This is a genomic window from Pseudomonas fragi (genome assembly GCF_002269505.1).
Lineage (GTDB): Bacteria > Pseudomonadota > Gammaproteobacteria > Pseudomonadales > Pseudomonadaceae > Aquipseudomonas > Aquipseudomonas fragi_D.
In genome coordinates this window covers 1-17,048 of sequence record NZ_NQKQ01000019.1, presented here as the reverse complement: position 1 = coordinate 17,048, position 17,048 = coordinate 1, and the positions used below count along the sequence as shown (strand labels likewise).

The following is a 17,048-nucleotide window of genomic DNA, read 5'->3' as shown; positions in this document are numbered from 1 at the left end:
TCTTGTGAGTACGGGCGTCCAGATTGGTCGCAGGACTGTTTTTGGAGTATAGGTGTGCGTTCTTCTAATAAGAACGCACATAAAAGCCGGTCAAACATGCAAAAAAACATCACATCGCTAAGTGCATTGAACTGGGACGACCTGAAGTTTTTTCTCGAGGTGGCCCGCACCCGCAAAGCCAGCAGCGCGGCCAAACGCCTGGCGGTGGACTACACCACCGTGTCGCGGCGCATCAGCTCGCTGGAGGCTGCCCTCGGTACGTTGCTGTTTGAAAAGTCGCGCACCAACGGCTTCACCCTGACCAGTGAAGGCCAGCGTTTGCTGGGCTATGCCGAGTCGATCGAAAGCACGCTGCACATGGCCTGCGAGCAGGTGTCGGGGTCGGGCGTGGCGTTGTCGGGGCATGTGCGCATGGGCTGCACCGAGGGGTTCGGGAGCTTTTTTGTCACCCCCCAGCTCAGCCATTTTGTCGATGCCTACCCGGCCATTTCGGTGGACATCCTGCCGCTGCCGCACTTTATAAGTCTGTCCAAGCGCGAAGCCGATATCGTGATCGCCCTGGAGCGCCCGGAGCACGGGCCTTATGTGTGTTGCAAGCTGTGTGACTACCGCTTGCAGCTGTATGCCACCCAGGAATATCTGGACCAGCACCCGCCGATCCACCGGGCGGCGGATTTGGCCGAGCACACCTTTATCAGCTATGTGGACGATCTGGCGTTCAGCTCGGAGCTGCTGTACCTGGCCAACGTGCTGCCCGGCGCCAGCGCCAACCTGCGCAGCACCAGTGTGATTGCACAATTTGTGGCGGCGCAGCAGGGCCGTTCTCTGGCGATTTTGCCGTGCTTTCTGGCCGCTCAGGATCCGCGCTTGCTGCCGGTGTTGCCGAATGAGGTCAATCTGACGCGGCAGTTCTGGATGTACTGTCGTGAAGATCTGAGGAAGTTGAAACGCATCACCTTGCTCTGGGATTACATCCGCGAAGTGACGGAACTGAATGCGCCGCTATTGCTGGGTGAGACCCGGGGCATGAGGTTTGTGGACTGAGAATTTACAGGGAGAAAGGGAGGCCCATCCTAACAATGGCCTGTGTGCCCTTGGCAACGATTTGTGACAGGACTGATACAGGAGCAGACAGTCGAAACTGTCTCTTACGGTGGCGCACACAGCCGCAATAAGAACCCCATGTGGGCATCGGCTGGACACCTGCACGGGTGCCCAATCTGTCACCTGAGTTGGAATTGTCATGTGGCGAACGTTATTCGAAGTCGATTTTTCTGGCAGTTGGAGCGCGGGTGGGGAAATGGTCCGTAGCCCCATCGCCGTCACCGCCAAAGCATGCCTAAAATTGCCTACGCAAATACCACGAGTAAGCCAGATGCTTGCATCGAGGACATTGTGCGGCCTACAGATTCGAAGCAAAGTCAGAATGGGGCTAAGTGCTTGCTGTAGCCAAATTTAACACCTGATGCGAAAAACCCCCCGCATTCTCGCTGTTTTGTACAGCTCTGGCACTCAGGCGCGTACTCATTCTTCCAGTCGCTGATTGATTTACGGTAGTAGGGCTGGATGTCTGAATTCACTAAGCACAGCTGATGGTTATAGACCGAGATATTCATGCCGTACTTGGCCAGAATTCCAACCGATTTGCTGAGCGTGTCTTTGTACTCAACTGGGTCGATCCAAAGCTCATCGAGATTGGCCCTGGTGAAGCCCATCATCTCAAGGCCCATCAGCGCCACATGATCAACAAACAGCAGATTACGTGCGATGAACTCACACAGTTCAGGCAGGCGCTGCACCGATAACTTGTGAATGACCACACGGATCTCAACTTTCTGGCCCAAGCGCTTCAGATTGAGAATGCCCTGAATGGTTTCGTCGAATGCGCCTTGAGCCTGGACGATGTAGTCATGCAGCGTCGGATCGTCTGAATAAACAGGGATTCCGATCATCGCATCGAGCAACTCAATCTGCGCATACTTTTCAGCGAACGCTGGATCTTTAAAACTGCGCCCGTTCGAGAGAATGTGGATTGCGGTTCTCGGCAGATAACTTTTGGTCAGGCTGATGATTTTAAGGAAGCGCTCCCGATTGGTTGTCGGCTCGCCCCCAGTAAAACCCAACTCGCGAGTATCTCTTGGAATAAGCGGAATCAAGCTCTCGATTTCGTCAAGTATCCACGAGTCATCAGCTGCCTTTGGCGGTTGTGAACACATAAGACAGTAATGATTACACTGCTCGGTAACCAGTATGCTGTTGTGCTGCGACGACGCTCGAAAAAGAACGCTAATGCTCTGTCGATCAGCTGAAAGCCGAATAACGTCACCATCACCAATGTAGCTGTATTCATTCGGCAGGATCGAGTAATCCGAGTCGGAAGGCAGTACCTCAACCAAATGTCGATGTTTCTCTAGTAGAAGGTAGTGCGCGAATCCTCGGGGGATCTCCTGATCGGAAATAAAGTAGGCTATTTCCCGTCGCAAGACTTCAGGCAAACTCCGGCGAGTCGACACCTTAAGCAGCGTGAGATCCCTATGAACATCAACCGCATGAATACGGATAATCTTTCCGCCGAGTTTCAACATCTGTTAGCCCAACCCATAAAAATCCGTCTTATTTGCTCATCACTTTCCATCAGCTCAATGAGATGTTTGAAAATCGCCATATTTCGCTTACAGAAAGATGACTCAGGTTTTCTTGCTACCACGTCCTTGTGTATGGCGTGATGGTAGACGGGCTCAGCTCCACAGTAAGGTTCAAACGCACAGTCAGAGCACATTGGAGCGCTTAAGGTGAAAGAGTTCTCCAGTGCATCCAAAAGCTGATCAGAGAGGATGATCTCCTCATATGAGTGCTCAAGAATGTTACCCAGACGGAACGTATGATCACCCATTTCGGCAAGCATACGGCTTTCATCTGAGGCGTAGACCGATCCGTCGTAGTTGAACACGATGGCTGCGATACCAGCACCGGCAGGGTTCATCAAGTCAACAAACCCAGGGTCGCCTGATGTCAGCATTTTTGTCACTACGAGTGAAGAGTACTGCTCTACAAATCGTATGCCGGCCTTGTTTAGCTCAAGGATATACTCAAGACCTTCCTTGTAAAATTCTAGCCAGCGCTCCGTATCATACGACATGAATTTTTTGGTCTTGATCGCAAAGCCGTATGGGGAGAGCGTACGGAGGAAGATGCCATCAAAGCCCAAGCGCAAGTACTCATCAATGATGTCGCGCGCTCGTGGCAAGCTCTTATCTGTGGTTGTCATCAGGGCTGACACTTGGTCATAGCCGAGGGCTGCACGGGCTTTCTGCAAGCCTTCCTCGAAACGCTGATGACTATCTCGGCCTGGTCGCGGGCGATTTGCATTATGCAGATCCATTGGCCCGTCGAGCGAAGATGACAGAGCGATGTTGTGCTGCTTACAGAAGTCGAGCACATCATCGCTCAATAGCGAAAGCGTGGTAGCAATGACGAACTGTAGGTCACGCCCTTCTCTGACATTACGTTTTTTGGCCTCAAGAACAACGTACCTCACCATCTCGAAGTTCAACAGCGGCTCGCCACCCTGAAATTCAATTTTGATAGCTGGATTGGGAGACCTAAAGGCGAAGTCCAGTGACTTGTCCGCCATCTCTGTGGTCATGTCGAATTCGCCTTTGCTTTCCGACTGCCTTGAAACCTGGCAGTACGGACAGCTATGGTCGCACCGAAGAGTCACTACAAAGATATGCAAATTGGTAAACTCGGCCAGCCTGGACAATCGCGTGCGAATCTTGAGTGCCAGGAGTTGCAGTGGCGTTTGCTCATTGGTGAAGCGAATAAACTGCTTGGATCGAAGAGTAGGGATCAACTCTGATGAAAGTGGAAGTGTCTTGCTAATGATCGGTTCAAGCATCGGCACTGGTATTACATGAAATTCGCCGGCCATGTTGGTAATGACGTACTCGCTGTCATTCAGACGGTCGAATTTAAAGGGCAGTAACTCGTAGGGACGTTGCTGCGCGTAGAACTCCAGCTTTTGGAATTTACTCACTAATCAGTCCGGTTTTTGAAAAGGCTAGTCCGAGTATCAGGTTCTTGATCGGTTGCGTCTCAACTGCCAGTCGGTGGCGCAGTTGATAATCTAGCGCATCCTTCTTGAACTCTTGGACGGCAAACAGAAAGGACTGCTCGTCAACACCGAGATTCGATGATAAAGCGCAGACAAACTGCCCCCCATCGGGCGTGATATCAACCGTCAGGACATTGATCGATCGATAAGCAGCTTTCTGCAAAACCTGCGCATCATAAAGTCGCTCATCAAAAACGAGCTTATGAGAGAAATTCATTATCGACCCGAATAGTGGGAGCTGTGGGAACTGTGCGAGGAGTGGGAGCTATGGGAGCTGTGGGAAGCCATCATCTGTCCCTGATCCCCGCGCTTGAGAACAAAGGCGAACAGATCGTTACCACCGCGAACCAAAAGGTTCTCGCTTTGAACTACAGCTTGAAATGTGTTCTTTGCTTCCGAGTTGGGCTCGACAGGCTCATAAGTAGATAGAGCGCAAGCCTGCTCTGTAGCTACGGCTGCGGCCAGAGTGGCCAGGGGAACCAGAAAGGAGCGCTTTTTCATTGTGGGATATCCCTATCGATGTATTGATTATCTGTTGAGTGCCGGTGACGCGCACCAATGATATCAATTTGAAATCAACTAATGGCCTTTTACTCATCACAGTCCGACAGACGACCCCCTGCTCAATTCTGACGGCTTGAAGCAATGGGCTATAAGTCGATAAAAACCAAGGCGCTTCATTGATTGTATTAACCTTTCGCGCCTTCCAGCTCTGGTTGTACTACCGCGAGGACCTGGGCAAACTCAAGCGGATTACCTGTTGTGGGATTACATCCGCGAAGTGACGGAACTGAATGCGCCGCTATTGCTGGGTGAGACCCGGGGCATGAGGTTTGTGGACTGACCCCAAACCCTGTGGGAGCGGGCTTGCTCGCGATACAGACACCGCGGTCTGCCTGAATGATCGCGGTGATGCTATCGCGAGCAAGCCCGCCCCCACAAAAAGGGGGGGAAGTACGAATCTCTAGTCGGCAATCACCACAATCGACACACGGCGGTTTTCCGTACGCCCGGCGCGGGTGTTGTTGCTGGCTACCGGCTCGCGGCTGCCCAACCCGCGGATCTGGATATTGTCCGGGCGCATGCCGACTTTGGTCAGGGCCTTGACCACACTGTTGGCACGGCGCACGGACAGTTGTTCGTTGTAGGACTCCTTGCCGGAAGAATCGGTGTGGCCATCGACCCGTACGCGCTGGATATCTGCACCCAGCAGGGCGGTACCGATGCGCTCGACGATTTCCTGGCTTTGCGCGTTGAGCACTTCAAGGTCGCTGCCAAACAGTACTTTGCCCGACAGGCCGAACGCCCAGCCCTCTTCAGTCAACTCAAAGCCCTGCTCCTTCAATACCGCAATCTGCGCCGGGGTCAGCCCCTTTGGCGGGGCAGTCTGGCAGCCGGTCAACGACAACGCGGCCAACAACAAGGCAACGCTGAAAAACTGCAGATAACGCTGGGTCAATGCACGCATTTTGGGGGTTAGCTCCTGGTAATTACGGTGTTTGCGGGGTGCTCCGACTCCGCTACATGTTGCCCGCCCCGGTCGAGGCGTTTTGCCTGGTACATCGCCGAGTCCGCTGCACTAAGCAGCTCCTGGGCGCTTGTACCATGTTCGGGATAGACCGCGATGCCAATGCTGAGCGAGGTCACGACGCACACCTGCCCCGGCAACAGAATCGGCTCAAGCATGCTGGCGATGATCTTGTCCGCAATGCGCTGGGCGTCTTCGATTTTGTGCAGCGGGGTCAGCAAAATCGCAAATTCGTCACCGCCCAGGCGCGCCACCACGTCGTCTTCACGCAGTTGCGCACGGATGCGCGTGGCCACGGCGACCAGCACCGCGTCACCGGCGGCATGGCCGTAGGCGTCATTGATGCCCTTGAACCGGTCACTGTCGAGAAACAGCACGGCGGCCTTGTCCCGGGTTTTGTTGAGCGAGCGCAGGGTGCGCGTCAGCCGCGTTTCAAAATAGGCACGATTGGGCAGGTTGGTCAGCGAGTCGTGGCTGGCCTGGTGGGCCAGGGTTTCATTTTCGTTTTGCAGGTGGCTTTGCCACGACTCCAGCTCGTCGAGCAAGGCATTGAAGTCGTTGCTCAGGCTATCCAGCTCGGCAATATGCGCAGGCGGCACGCGACGATCAAACGCGCGTTCGCGGCGGGCGGCGTGGGCCACTTGCGCCAGTTGCTGCAACGGCCCGGTAATCCCGCCCAGCAGCCGGCGCGAAAGGTACAGCGCGCTCCAGGCACTGAGCGCGGTACACAGTACTACGCCAAGCAGGCCGCTAAGCAAAAAGCGCAGCATATTGGCGCCATGCCCACGCAGGACCACGCGGCCAACTTCGCGCCCTTGATGCAGGATTGGCACCGTGATCGGCTGCTCCAGCAAACTGTCGGCCAAGAGCATTTCGACCCTCGACAACAGACCGTTTTCGGGCCGTTGCCATTGCGCGAGCAAATCACCATCGGCGGTGTAGACCCGCGCCTCGGCGACCGCTTCGGTTGAGGCGATCAAGGCCAGTGCCTCAGTTGCCGCCCCGGGGTCGTCAAACACCACGGCCGCTTCCACGGTGTAGTTGATTGAGCGGGCAATCAGGTGCAGGTTGTGATCGGCATAAACCTTGAGTGCCAGCACGCCCAGCAGGGTCATGGAGGCGCTGGCCAGTGTTACTGCCACCAGTGCCACCCCCAGATGCCCACGGCGCAACACCGAGCGCAATCGGCGCCGGTTTTTGGGGGCTCTGGAAGTGATCATGGCTGCGCCGCCCGACGGCGTGACAGTTGCAACACGCTGGGGTGAATACGTACACCGCTGCGGGCTACGGAGTCGAGGTTGACCTCGAACGACACTTGCTCATCACGCACATGCAGGCAAAACAGGCTGCCCACGGTGCATTGATCACCGTCTTCGCTGATGCTCAGCACCGCTTTGGAATTAAGTCCGGTAAAAAGTCCGCTGCGCTCGGCAGCGCTGAGCTTGCCCAGATACACCGCGTTGCAGTTGCCGGCTATGCCCGGATCACTGACCAGCACGCGACGCACCTGCACCGGCCGGCCACTGGATTGGGTAGCCCCCTTGAGCAAATCATCGGTGTATTCGGTCGGACCGATCACACACAGCTGCAATTGCGCGGGCTCGGTGGGCCAGCGCGCATAACTGAGGATGCCAAGTACAACCTGGGTCACAGCCTTGGCGCGCTGATCAGCCAGGTTAATGGGCACTTCAGGTTGAGCCAGGCAAGGAGCGCTCAGCAAAAACAGACAAAGTGAAAGCAGTCGCAGCCGCCATCCAAAGTGCTGTTCAGCCGATGAGACGGCCACGTCCATGCGGGATTTCTCTGAGATCTTTATAGGAATAGTGTCGTAACGATAGCACGCCCAGTGTATTAACTGTGATACAGGTCACATTGGGCGTGCCATTTCTTGTGGGAGCGGGCTTGCCTGCGATACAGACGGCACGGTCTGCCTGAAAAACCTCGGTGATGCCATCGCGAGCAAGCCCGCTCCCACAGACACGCACCCAGATCAGGACCAAGACTTCGGCTACCCCAGCCCCAGCATCAACCCGCTCAGGCGCTTGACCTTACGCTGTACGGCCTCTTCAAAAACCCCGGCACGCGGTTCTACCAGACTGAACCAATGTTTGGCCCGGGTGATACCGGTATAGATCAACTCTTTGGTCAACACCGGGTTGAGTGCTTCGGGCAACACCAGCGCCGTGTGGGAAAACTCCGAGCCCTGGGATTTGTGTACCGTCATCGCATAGACCGTTTCAACATCATTGAGCCGGCTGGGCAGTACAAAACGGATACCGCCCTGCCCGTCATTACGCGCAAACGCCACCCGCAATACATGACGCCGGGCCTGACCATCAGCCTCGGGAAGCTTGAGGGCGATGCCAATATCGCCGTTCATCAGCCCCAGCCCGTAATCATTGCGAGTCATCAGCACCGGACGGCCTTCGTACCACTGCTGGTCGCCGTCAATCAGCTTGCGAGCAAACAAAGCGCGGGTGATGCGCTCATTCAGGCCTTCGACACCCCACGGCCCTTTGCGCACCGCGCAGAGCACCTGGAAAGCCTCAAATGCTTGCAGTACGCTGCCCGCCCAGGCTGCCCAACAAGGGGCTTGCAGTTCCGCTTCAGCGTCAGGGCGCTGCTCACGCAACACTTCGAGGTAATGCCGATAGCCTTTGGCCTCAGTGCCTCGCCCTTCCAGTGCCAGACGCTCAAAACTCCGATCCTGCTCCCCCTTGAGGGGCAATGCGAAAAGATCGGCATGGCTGCCTGCCGCCAGTAAGGCCCGTGCCTCGCGAGGCTGTTGCTGGTTGACCAGCCGCGACAGCTGGCCAATACCGCTGCCCTCACCAAAGCGCCGCGAATGACGCAGCATCACCACTTGCTGGGCCAGCGGGTGCGTACCGTCCAGGTCTTGCTGCAAGTCGCTGGCGCTGAGGTTTTCACCACTGACCTGCTCCAGCCAGCTACGGGTTTGTGGGGTATACCAACCCGCCTCGGCATCCCGACACAAATCCCCCAATACGGCACCGGCTTCAACCGACGCCAACTGATCCTTGTCACCCAGCAGCACCAACCGTGCGTGGGCAGGCAAGGCATCGAGCAAATTGGCCATCATTTCCAGGTCAATCATCGACGCTTCATCCACCACCAACACATCCAGCGGCAAGCGATTGCCCGCGTGATGACGGAAGTGACGCGTGCCGGGCCGACTGCCAAGCAGACGGTGAACAGTGGTCACGTCACTGGGGATTTTTTGCCGAACCTTGTCGTCTACTTCCAGCGATTTGACCTGCAAACTGATGGACTCGGTCAGCCGGGCGGCTGCTTTGCCGGTCGGCGCTGCCAGGCGAATGCGCAAGGGCGCGCCCGCCTCTACCGCCGGGGCTTGCAGCAACGCCAGCAAACGCACCACGGTGGTGGTTTTACCGGTGCCGGGGCCGCCAGTGACGATGCTGAAAGCACCGCGTGTAGCCAATGCACACGCCAGTTTTTGCCAGTCAATCGGCGCATTCTGTGCCGGGCTGCCGAACAGGCCGTTCAAGCGTGCGGGCAAATCCGTGGGGGTGGCTTCAGCCTCTGCCAGACGCTGGCGCAAAGCGCTGTCGATTCGACGCTCATAAGCCCAGTAACGCCGTAAATACAGACGCCGCTCACTTAGCACCAATGGTCGACTGGCCGCATCCGCTGACGACAGCCCGGCATGTTCGACCAATGAACTGGTTTGCAAGGCCTTGCACCAGGCATCGCCATCCAGCGCCTCAAGCAGTTGCGAAGGCAGCAGCATGGCGCCGGTTTGCACATCGCCTTCGGGGGGCAAAGAGAGCGCGAAATCAGGCTCTTTCAGGGTTTCAAACAAATCCAGACATACATGCCCGTGGCCCAGTTGATGGCTGGTCAAGGCCGCGGCCAGCAGCACCAGCGGATCACCCTGAGGGTCGCGCTCGTGCAGGAAAGCCACGAAGGCTTTGTCCAGCGCGCGCAACCAGCCACGCTCAACCCAACGTTCAAGCAACAGCAACAAATCCTCGGCACGGCTCAACGGTTGCAACAGGGCCAGGCTTTCGGCCGTCAACGGCGTAGGCAACAATTCGGCAAACGAACGACTCATAACAACACTCCCTGTTCCCACGCCGGTTCAACTGTTTTCGGCAGCGGTTTGCCCTGGAACATCAGGTCCAGGCTCTCGATCAATAGTCTGGGTGGCCGGGTGAAGAATACCCCCTGCCCCTGGGAGCGCGTGCCGCGCAAAAACAGATACAGCGCGCCGCCCATGTGCTGGTCGTAGTCATAGCCGGGTAGCCGCGCCTTGAGCTGACGGTGCAGGGCCAGCAGATACAGGACGTACTGCAGGTCATAGCGGTTATCCAGAATCGAGGCGGTCATCGCCTGTTCGGTGTAGGCCGAATCATCCGCGCCCAGCCAGTTCGATTTGTAGTCCGCCACGTAATAACGCCCCTGATGCTCGAAGGTCAGGTCGATAAAGCCCTTGAACATGCCATTCAACAGGCTCGGCTCAGCCCCCGCACGCGGCGCACCGCCGTGGGTATGCTGACGTACCAGTTTGTCCATCTGCACAACATCGACCTTATGGCTGGCAAACCAGAATTCCATTTCAATCTGGTACTGGCTCAGCTCGCTCAATACCACAGCGGGTTGGCCATTATTCAGACGCAGCGGTTCATCTTGCAGATGCTGCAACCAGTCACTCAGGGTCTCGATCCAGCCTTGCCAGCCGCGCCGGTTACAGCGGCGCGCCACGGCGTCCTTGATCGACAACGGATCAGCCTTGAAACCTTCACTGCCGGCCCATTCGAGTAGACCGTGGAGAAAGGTCCCGGGATTCGGCCCACGGGGAAAGCGATGGATATCGCCGCCGCTGAGTAACACATCCCGCGGCGCATCCGGGTCGAGTCGTTCATCGTCCGAGAGCTTTTGCGCCAGGGCGCTTTCCGGTGCTTCAGCGGGGCTGAGACTGTCACCAATACGCAATGCACTGTAGGAAGCAATCCACCAGTTTTCGGCAGCACGCCGGCTCGGCACCAGCGGCTCAAGCAAGGTGGCCTGATTGAGCGGCGGGTAAAAATGCGCATCGTCCGCGGCAGGCACAGGCAAGCACTGTATACCGGGGCAATTATGCTGCAGCTCTGCCAACCAGCTTTGCAAACCCGCCGACTCGGCCAGCATCGCTCCGCCACCCAGCAAGTACCCCAGGGCTGAAAGGTGCAGCACAGAGCGGTTGTTGTTGCCCCGCTTAAGGTCGGCAACACCCAGCCAGCACGCATGCCGGGCACGGGTCAGGGCCACATAAAGCAGGCGCAGGTCTTCGGCCAGACGCTCGTCATCGGCCTGGGCGATCAGCTCTGGCGTCGGCTTCAAACTCACTTGGGCGTTGCCGGCAGCATCGTGAAAATGCAGGGGCAAACGGCTGCCATCCACAGGTTTGGTCGAGCAGATAAACGGCAAGAACACCAAGGGATATTCCAGCCCCTTGGATTTGTGGATGGTCACCACTTTGACCAGTTGTTCATCACTTTCCAGGCGCAGGATCTGCTCTTCACCCGCCTGCCCCGACAAGGCCAGGTGCTCGGCCAAATGGCGGATCAACGCTTGCTCACCGTCCAGTTCGGCTGCGGCTTGTTGCAACAATTCGGACAGGTGCAAGACGTTGGTCAGTACGCGCTCACCATCAGGGCGGGCAATCAGCGCCTGGGGCAGTTCAAAATCGTGCAGCAAGCGGCGCAACATGGCGAGCACCCCTTGCTTGCGCCAGGTTTCGCGGTAACCGCGGAACTGCATAACGCGTTTTTCCCACGCAAGCTCGTCCTGATTCAGACGCTCCAGCTCTATCAGTGGCAGATCCAGGGTGATGCAAGCCAGTGCAGCACGCAGTGGACGCTCTACGTCAGGTTCGGCGCAGGCCTTGAGCCAGGCCAGAACATCGTGCGCTTCCTGAGCGGCGTAGACCGAATCCTTATCTGACAGGTAAACGCTACGTACACCCCGCGTCGACAACTCTCGTCGAACCGCCTGCGCTTCCTTACCGTCCCGAACCAGAATTGCGATGTCGGCAGGCAATACACCGCGTAACGGTTCGCCGTCCCTGGCAAAGCCGCAGCGACCTTGTTGGCCACCATTGAGCAACTCGACAATCTGGCTGGCACACGTCGCAGCCAGTTGCTGGCGATAAACCACACCCGAGACCGGCTGCTCGGAGGGCAATTGCCAGAGGGTCAATGCCTTGCCCGGTACGCCATCCAGTAGCAGGACTTCTTTGCGTCCCTGGGCCTTGACCGACACAAAGGGCACCGGATTTTCAGCACCCTGGCGGAACAGGAAGGCACCGCGCCCGGTTTCACGCTGCTCGGCACGCTCAAATACGTGGTTTACGGCTTCGACCATCGCGTGGCTGGAGCGGAAGTTGGTGTCCAGCGTGTGCAAGCGGCCATTGGTGGCGTGCCGGGCGCGCAGGTAGGTGTAGATGTCCGCTCCGCGGAAGGCATAGATCGCCTGCTTCGGGTCACCGATCAGGAACAGGCCGGTGTCGGGGCTATTGTCTTCGATACGGTAGATGGTTTCGAAGATGCGGTATTGAACAGGATCGGTGTCCTGGAATTCATCGATCAGCGCCACCGGGAACTGCTCGCGAATCAGGCTTGCCAGGCGTTCGCCGCCTTCAGCCTGCAACGCCGCGTCCAGACGCAGCAGCATGTCGTCAAAACCCATTTCGGCACGGCGGCGCTTCTCTTCCTCAAAACGCACACTCACCCAGTTTGCCGCATGTTGCAGTACCGCGGCGTCCGGGGTAGGCAAAGCATCGAGCGCGGCCTTGAGGCCGTACATCGCGTCCAGCCCAGGATGCTGTGGTGCCGTGCTCTTCCAGGCTTCGGCCATGCCGTCAGGGGTCAGTCGCGTAAAACCAGTGCCAAGGTCGAGTTGCTCCTGGGTTTCATCCGCAGCCCATGCGCTGAGCTTTTCAAACCAGGGCTCGAAATAGCGGGCCTGCATTTTCCGACCGTCGACGGCTTTAGTGGCCACCCCTTGCAGGCAGATTTCGCGCAGCTCTTGTGCCCATTGCAGCCAAGGCGTTTTGAGCTGCGACAACGCCTCGCGGCGCTCCTGCAAGCAGGCTTCGATCATTTGCGCCGGGCTCAGCTCTGCATTGGCCGGTTGGCGTGAAGTGCCAAACAGGGCCCGAACCCGTGGTAGCAAGGCAGCGGGACCACTCCAGTTGGCACGCACCCAGTTCAGCGCGTCGCCCTGCATGGGGTAGCAAAACAACCGCCAGTAGTCACGCAGCACTTCACCCAGCAAATCGCTGTGGTCGGTTTCCAGGGTCTGGGTAAACAGGCTGCCACTGTCAAAAGCATGCTCGCGCAACATGCGCTGGCACCAACTGTGGATGGTCGAAACAGCGGCCTCGTCCATCCATTGCGCGGCGATATCAAGACGCCCGGCGCAAGCGGCCCAGTGCTCCGGGGCAAACTGATCGCGCAGTTGCTCGACCAGTGCATCCGGGGCATCTATCTCGCTGCGAAAATACCGCGCGGCTTCAGCCAGACGAGTGCGGATGCGGTCGCGCAGTTCTTTGGTGGCTGCGTCGGTAAAGGTCACTACAAGAATTTGCGGTGGTAATAATTCACGGCCAAAACCAGACGCTTCACCCCCATGCCCCAGAATCAAACGAAGGTAGAGCGCAGAGATAGTGAAGGTTTTGCCGGTGCCGGCACTGGCTTCGATCAACTGGCTACCGCGTAGGGGAAATGCCAGGGCCAACGGTAATGTTTGCTCGCTCATTAGCGGGATGCCTCGCTGTTCAATGAGCGCCAAGGCGCATCAAAAAGGGGTCGATAGAGGGCATCGCACCACTCTTCAAATTCGTTGCTGGCCATCAAGGCCGCGTAGTCAGGGAACTGGCGGGCCAGTGCTGCGCTTTCGCGGCGCTCTCCATCACTGGTCTGGCCGTCACCTTCGTAAGCCTTTTGTGCAGCGGCTACGGCCTTGCCCGGGTCAGTCTGTGCCAACCAGGCGAAAGCGGTTTTCACAGCAATTGGCAGCGGGTGACTCATGCCGACTTTCCAGGCCACCAACAAGTTGCCCAGAATCTCACGAGCCTGCTTGGTATCCAGTGGTTCGAGCAGCAAGGTGTCATCGCTGGCCACCAGCGCGGTGGTCATGTGCAGGCCACTGGCGCACGCGGCCAGATGGTTGACCCACGGCCGGGTCAAACGGTGCCATTTGCGGGTTTTAATCGCACCAATACTATTGGGAATGGTGGTGATGGACAGCAGGCCTTGGTCACTGCGTTGGTGCAGATTGCCGAGCCAGCCTTCCAGCGTCAGGCCGTGATCTTCAAAACTGACGGGCAGTGCATTGTTTAGCGGCACTGGCCAGAGGGCCAGGAGCTGCTGATAGCGTTGCAGTACATCGGGCAAGGGCTCGATCAGTTCGTGTTGCAGACATTCACCAAACCCGGCCATAGGCAACAAGCCGCTGCCCTGCAGACGTTGGGCGCGGTTGTGCAAGGCGCTTTCAAGCTGATCGGGCTGCGCCAGTGCGGCTTCGAGCAAACTGTGACTCAGGGTGTAGCGTTGCAATGCATCCAGCACGAAAGGCTCTTCATCGGCCAGTGGGACTTCGGCGGCCTCGAAGAACACTTTCAAACGTTGGCTAAAGAAGTGACGTACAGGGTTACGCAAAAAGTCCTGAAGTTGCGTCAGGTTTAGTGGTTCTTCCTGAACGTGCTCAGCCAGCGAGCTGGGTTGCGTCGGCTCTGGCTGCGGCGCGTGCAGTCGCTGCCATTCACGGGCATAGCTGAACAGATTGGTGTTGCCTTGATGAAAGTAGCGGGTACTGAAAGGTTGCAGCGGATGCTCTTGGGTCATGGCTTGCAGCAGATCTGCACCGCCCTCCAGGTGCCAGCCACTGGCAAGGTGGTCACGTAACTGGCCAATCAGCACGCAGGCAGGGCGCTCGCTATTGTCGCGAATACTGCGCCCTACCCAGCTGATATAGAGCTGATCACGTGCCGAAAGCAGCGCTTCGAGTAACAGATAACGGTCATCTTCGCGGCGGGAACGGTCACCCGGACGATAGTCACTGCCCATCAGGTCGAAGTCCAGCGGTGGCTGTGCCCGCGGGTAGTCACCGTCGTTCATGCCCAGCAGGCATACCAGCTTGAAGGGGATGGCCCGCATCGGCATCAGGGTGCAGAAGTTAACCGCCCCGGCCAGGAAGCGTTGTGACAACTTGCCTTGATCAAGCCCGGTTAACCAGGCTTCGCGTACTACGGTCAGCGGTAACTCATCTTGCAGGCCCACCAGTTCACAGGTTTCGAGCCAGGTTTCGCGCAGTTCTTCAAGCTGGGCCAACAGGTAATCGTCGTGCTCGGTTTCAGCCTGGAAAAACAGCTGAACCAAGGCTTGCAGACGCACGCCCCACTGCTGCGGCAGCGCCGGTTGCGAAAGCTCCTGATGGGCAATTTCCAGCGCATCGAGCAAAGCCACCAGCGGGCCGATCAGTACAGCATCCAGACCGCCGATCTCGTCGTAGGGCTCAATGCCATCGCAGGCCTCACCACTGCCTACGGCATACCCGAGCAACATGCGGCGCAAGCCGAAACGCCAACTGTTTTGTTCAAGCTGCTGCGGCAGGCCAAGGCCTGCGCGTTGTTCAGCGTTCAATCCCCAGCGAATGCCCGCGCCTTCAATCCAGCGATGCAGGGTTGGCAGGTCGCGCTCTTGCACGTTGAAGCGTGCGCGTAGCGAAGGCACATCCAGCAAGTCGAGAATTTCACTGACCGGGAAACGGCTGTCAGGCAACTTGAGCAGGTGTTCAAGAGCAATCAATAACGGGTCACGGCCGCGCTGGCCCTGGTCGGCCAGGGTGTAAGGAATAAAACGGCGATCGTCGCGCTCAATTTGACCAAAGACGGCCCGGATATGCGGCGCGTAGCTGTCGACATCGGGCACCATCACAATCACATCGCGAGGCTGCAACTGAGGGTTTTCGCTAAATCGAGCAAGTAACTGGTCGTGAAGGATCTCTACTTCACGTTGCGCACTGTGGGCAATGTGAAAACGGATTGAATGATCTTTATCTAAGTCGATGGCAGGCCACAGCTCACGGGTTTCGTTAAGCGGGCGCAACTCAAGAATGTCGTCCTGCAACTGATTAAGCAGATTGAGAGGTTCAACTTCGCTGAACAGGTCGATTCGGCCATCACGAAAGGCAGCACGGTAGCTGTTGGGGTCGTCGTAGCTATCAAGCAGGTTGATGTAGTCGCGACCTTGCTTACCCCATGCTGCGAGCAAGGGGTGGGCGTGCTGGTGCAAGGTATCCAGATCAAGGGCAGTAGGCATCCCGCTCTTGCGGGCCTGACGTTTGTATTGATGACGCAGCAGATCTTTATCCGCAACGATGTCAGACCAATGATGGCGACAGGGGTTATGCACACACAGCAGCACTTGGCTGAAACGGGCCAGCCCCGCCAGGGCTTCGAGTGCTTGCGCGGGCAATGAGGAAATCCCGAAAACAATTACCCGTGCCGGCAAACCGGGCGGGGCCTGTTCAAGGCTGCCGATCTTGTCCATGAAACGCTGATGAACACCGGCACGGCTTTGGGCCATACCTTCCTCACCGACATCAAGCAGGAGTGCACGCCACAACTCCGCCTGCCAGCAATTGGCCGGGCTCAGGGCCGGGCTTTCCCCTCGCGCATTACGCAGTTGATGGCGACCGGCAGCCCAGTCTTCAAGCCAGTCAGCACGGTAGACCTGGTATTGGTCGAACAGGTCAGCAAGGCGTTCCGACAGTTGATAGCGTTTGCGCAAGTCGCTGTCGTGAGTGAGGAAGCGTTGCAGGGGCTCGAAGTGCGGCTGATCAATAAGGGTTGGAAGCAGGCGCATCAGACGCCAGGTCAGCGGAGCCTTGTCGAGCAGTGACTTGGCGGGAATTTCTTCGCTGCCCAAGACCAGTCGATAGAGCTGCCACAAGAATGTGCCCGGGAGTTGCACATCGATGGCTGCCGCGATGCCGCAGCCACCGAGATCATCCTCCTGGGTATCCTCGGCCAGAGCCAGCTTCAGCCATTGGGCGATACCGTTACTCTGCACCAGAGCAATTTCGTTCTCCAAAGGTGCCAGTGGATATAGCCGCATCCAGCTGACGACCAGGTTGCGTAACTCATCCAGGCGGTTGCCATGAACCACCATAAATCCCGCATTGAGAGACGTAGCAACCGGCATGACGGCATCCTTAGGAGAAGGCAAAATCCAAAGGCGAACCTTAACATTGCTCGACCAGATTGGTGGAGTTCAAGGTGTGAGAGCAGGACTGAGACGCACCGAACTTTTCTCGGCGCAAAAACAAACCCCCTGTCTGCGTTAGCAGACAGGGGGTTTGGAATTTAATCTTGACGATGAC

The 17,048-nt window shown here is 57.4% G+C and carries 11 protein-coding genes and 1 pseudogene; 2 read left to right on the top strand and 10 right to left on the bottom strand.

Annotated features, from left to right (window positions below; all coding sequences use genetic code 11):
• The first annotated feature begins 96 nt into the window (after positions 1 to 96).
• Complete coding sequence (locus CJU81_RS16395) at positions 97 to 1,044, top strand: LysR family transcriptional regulator (protein WP_095037480.1); 948 nt, start codon at positions 97 to 99, stop codon at positions 1,042 to 1,044.
• A 377-nt stretch (positions 1,045 to 1,421) separates the two neighbouring features.
• Here the strand turns inward: CJU81_RS16395 and hxsC are convergent, their stop codons facing one another.
• The 4 genes from hxsC to hxsA2 are packed head-to-tail and all read right to left on the bottom strand — an operon-like array spanning position 1,422 to position 4,615.
• Positions 1,422 to 2,585, bottom strand: a complete 1,164-nt coding sequence (gene hxsC / locus CJU81_RS16390) for a His-Xaa-Ser system radical SAM maturase HxsC (RefSeq protein ID WP_095037479.1) — start codon at positions 2,583 to 2,585, stop codon at positions 1,422 to 1,424.
• Positions 2,579 to 4,036, bottom strand: a complete 1,458-nt coding sequence (gene hxsB / locus CJU81_RS16385; protein ID WP_095037478.1) for a His-Xaa-Ser system radical SAM maturase HxsB — start codon at positions 4,034 to 4,036, stop codon at positions 2,579 to 2,581. Before hxsB ends, hxsC begins: the two co-directional genes overlap by 7 nt.
• Positions 4,029 to 4,331: a His-Xaa-Ser system protein HxsD gene (gene hxsD / locus CJU81_RS16380; protein WP_095037477.1), complete on the bottom strand. Its 303-nt coding sequence runs from the start codon at positions 4,329 to 4,331 to the stop codon at positions 4,029 to 4,031. The genes hxsB and hxsD overlap by 8 nt, the downstream gene beginning before the upstream one ends.
• Positions 4,331 to 4,615, bottom strand: coding sequence for a His-Xaa-Ser repeat protein HxsA2 (gene hxsA2, locus CJU81_RS24365; protein ID WP_095037476.1), 285 nt, complete (start codon positions 4,613 to 4,615; stop codon positions 4,331 to 4,333). Before hxsA2 ends, hxsD begins: the two co-directional genes overlap by 1 nt.
• Positions 4,616 to 4,821: 206 nt before the next feature.
• On the opposite strand from hxsA2, the pseudogene CJU81_RS24265 reads away from it, so the two are divergent.
• Positions 4,822 to 4,958: pseudogene (locus CJU81_RS24265) on the top strand (LysR family transcriptional regulator); the annotation flags it as partial.
• 120 nt (positions 4,959 to 5,078) lie between these two features.
• On the opposite strand, the gene CJU81_RS16365 reads toward CJU81_RS24265, so the two are convergent.
• The 6 genes from CJU81_RS16365 to recC form a co-directional block, all read right to left on the bottom strand.
• Entirely contained in the window at positions 5,079 to 5,582 is a 504-nt protein-coding gene (locus tag CJU81_RS16365) for an OmpA family protein (RefSeq protein ID WP_095037475.1), read from the bottom strand.
• 8 nt (positions 5,583 to 5,590) lie between these two features.
• Positions 5,591 to 6,862: a diguanylate cyclase domain-containing protein gene (locus CJU81_RS16360; RefSeq protein WP_095037474.1), complete on the bottom strand. Its 1,272-nt coding sequence runs from the start codon at positions 6,860 to 6,862 to the stop codon at positions 5,591 to 5,593.
• Complete coding sequence (locus CJU81_RS16355; protein ID WP_095029725.1) at positions 6,859 to 7,434, bottom strand: YfiR family protein; 576 nt, start codon at positions 7,432 to 7,434, stop codon at positions 6,859 to 6,861. The genes CJU81_RS16360 and CJU81_RS16355 overlap by 4 nt, the downstream gene beginning before the upstream one ends.
• A 216-nt stretch (positions 7,435 to 7,650) precedes the next feature.
• The gene (gene recD / locus CJU81_RS16350) at positions 7,651 to 9,735 is read right to left on the bottom strand and encodes an exodeoxyribonuclease V subunit alpha (RefSeq protein WP_095037473.1); all 2,085 of its coding nucleotides are present in this window, start codon (positions 9,733 to 9,735) and stop codon (positions 7,651 to 7,653) included.
• Positions 9,732 to 13,421: an exodeoxyribonuclease V subunit beta gene (gene recB, locus CJU81_RS16345; protein ID WP_095037472.1), complete on the bottom strand. Its 3,690-nt coding sequence runs from the start codon at positions 13,419 to 13,421 to the stop codon at positions 9,732 to 9,734. Before recB ends, recD begins: the two co-directional genes overlap by 4 nt.
• Positions 13,421 to 16,870 carry an exodeoxyribonuclease V subunit gamma gene (gene recC, locus CJU81_RS16340; RefSeq protein WP_095037471.1) on the bottom strand — a complete coding sequence of 1,150 codons (3,450 nt, stop codon included), beginning with the start codon at positions 16,868 to 16,870 and terminating at the stop codon, positions 13,421 to 13,423. The genes recB and recC overlap by 1 nt, the downstream gene beginning before the upstream one ends.
• Positions 16,871 to 17,048 lie beyond the last annotated feature (178 nt).